The 1625-nt window shown below is 58.9% G+C and carries 3 protein-coding genes; 2 read left to right on the top strand and 1 reads right to left on the bottom strand.

Annotation, left to right across the window (positions count from 1 at the left end; genetic code table 11):
- Window positions 1–557 (bottom strand): hypothetical protein (locus tag P792_RS37355; RefSeq protein ID WP_161630805.1); only part of this gene is annotated, 557 nt, incomplete at its 3' end.
- A 229-nt stretch (window positions 558–786) separates the two neighbouring features.
- Here P792_RS37355 and P792_RS0117900 point away from each other — a divergent pair.
- Window positions 787–1419 carry a hypothetical protein gene (locus P792_RS0117900; protein ID WP_023977726.1) on the top strand — a complete coding sequence of 211 codons (633 nt, stop codon included), beginning with the start codon at window positions 787–789 and terminating at the stop codon, window positions 1417–1419.
- A gap of 1 nt (window position 1420) precedes the next feature.
- Window positions 1421–1625: hypothetical protein (locus tag P792_RS37350; protein ID WP_031240073.1), on the top strand; the 205-nt coding region annotated here is incomplete at its 3' end.

Genomic DNA, 1625 nt, shown 5'->3' with positions numbered 1-1625 from the left:
TCGATGCGTGGCGTCGCGGAGGGTTCATGCATTGGATAGGCGGGCGGCGCGCAAGCTGCGAGTATCTCCGGTGCGTATTGGGGGCGCCCGCCCCGATAAGGATCGTCCAGAGGAATATGCCGTGATGCCTCTGGACGGGAGAGGCGGATTTCCTCCGCTGTCCTGTAATGCTGAACCGGTGATGGCAATGGCTCGCGGGCAGGTGTCCGCATCGCCTGAGCCGCTGCAGCTTTCTCCGCTTTCCTGCGCATTTTCTCGGCCTCGGCCCGTTCGACGGCCTGAGCATGACGGTCGCGCAGGGCGCCGATTGCCCGCCTGACACGGTACCAGGTGAGCCTTGCACACCCTACCGACGGCACCTCTCCCTGTATGTTCGTCAGCCCGTTCTCGGCGAACCAGGGGCACAAAGCCCTCCAGTCCATCGGATCGCCGCAGGCCTCCTGTTTCGCAATGATCGCGTCGTGATGCTCTTTCAGGAAGTGGAACAGCCGGGAGTGTTTCTGGCCGTGACCGACCAGATCGAGCATGCCTGAAATATCGGCGACAGCAGCGCTCATGATGTTCTCCCTATGTTGTCCCGCCTACCACGGTCTCGGCCAAAGCGCAACACTTCCGCATCGATAACGTATCGTACACGGATCGCCACCGTCTCATGAGCGTATCACCTTTTGGGTGGGAAGGGGTCTAACACACAAATGCAGACTTTCAGTCTGCGTAGATTGTCGAAATCAGGACCACAGACATGGACGCGTCGGCGAGGCGTGTAGACAGGACCATGCGCCTCATATGAAGCGGTTCCCTGAAGGAGAACGTCTGGCAGTGTTGGTGCTCTGCTGGCTTGCTCTGGATTGGGATGGTAAGGTCTGGCTCATGAGCATACCTGACGATTTCTGGCACTGCCTCGATGCGCTGGGGATAGTTTGTGAAGCCTACCGATCGGGCACCGGCCATGATGCCGTTCTTGTCGGTGGGGCCGCGACCGTCATCTATACCGCCGGTGCGTTCTCATCTGGCGATTTCGATTTTGTCGTGATCAACGATCAAGCCTTCGACCAGGCCATGATCGCATCTGGCTTCAGGAGAGAAGACAGATGCGGAAAGCTGCGTGTCGGATACTTCCATCCCGATCATCCACGCTACGGCGTCCAGGCAGTGGGGAGCGCGCTGTTTGACGGACGCGCCGACAGAAAGAGGCTGTTCGCCCTGCAACTACGTGAGGGACCAATTGTCAAACTGCCGCGTATTGAAGACATGATTGCGGACCGTCTGGCGCAGTTTGCGGTAGCTTCGCCCTCGGACGATTCCCGGCTCCGCCAGGCGACGGTACTTTTTCGTTTGGCCGAAAAGCTCGATATGGGATATCTGCGTTTGAGATGCAGTGAAGAAGGTGGTGACTTCACGCTTTTGGAGAGACTGTGAGATGTCACGTGTCAATCGACCCGTTCGATGGGACCAGATGCAAAAGCGGATACAGGCACGCAAGGCAGCTCTGGGTATCACGGATAGTGCCGAGAGCGTCGAGGCACTGCGTAACAAGGGGGGCAAGCGGACGGCTGGCAAGCGTGAGCTTCTGCGCCGTGTGACCCAAAGATCGATCGATGCCGGTCTCGAGCCAGTCGCAGCCT

It is taken from the genome of Asaia sp. SF2.1 (genome assembly GCF_000505765.1).
GTDB classification, from domain to species: Bacteria; Pseudomonadota; Alphaproteobacteria; order Acetobacterales; family Acetobacteraceae; genus Asaia; species Asaia bogorensis.
This window is presented reverse-complemented; position numbering and strand designations above follow the sequence as displayed.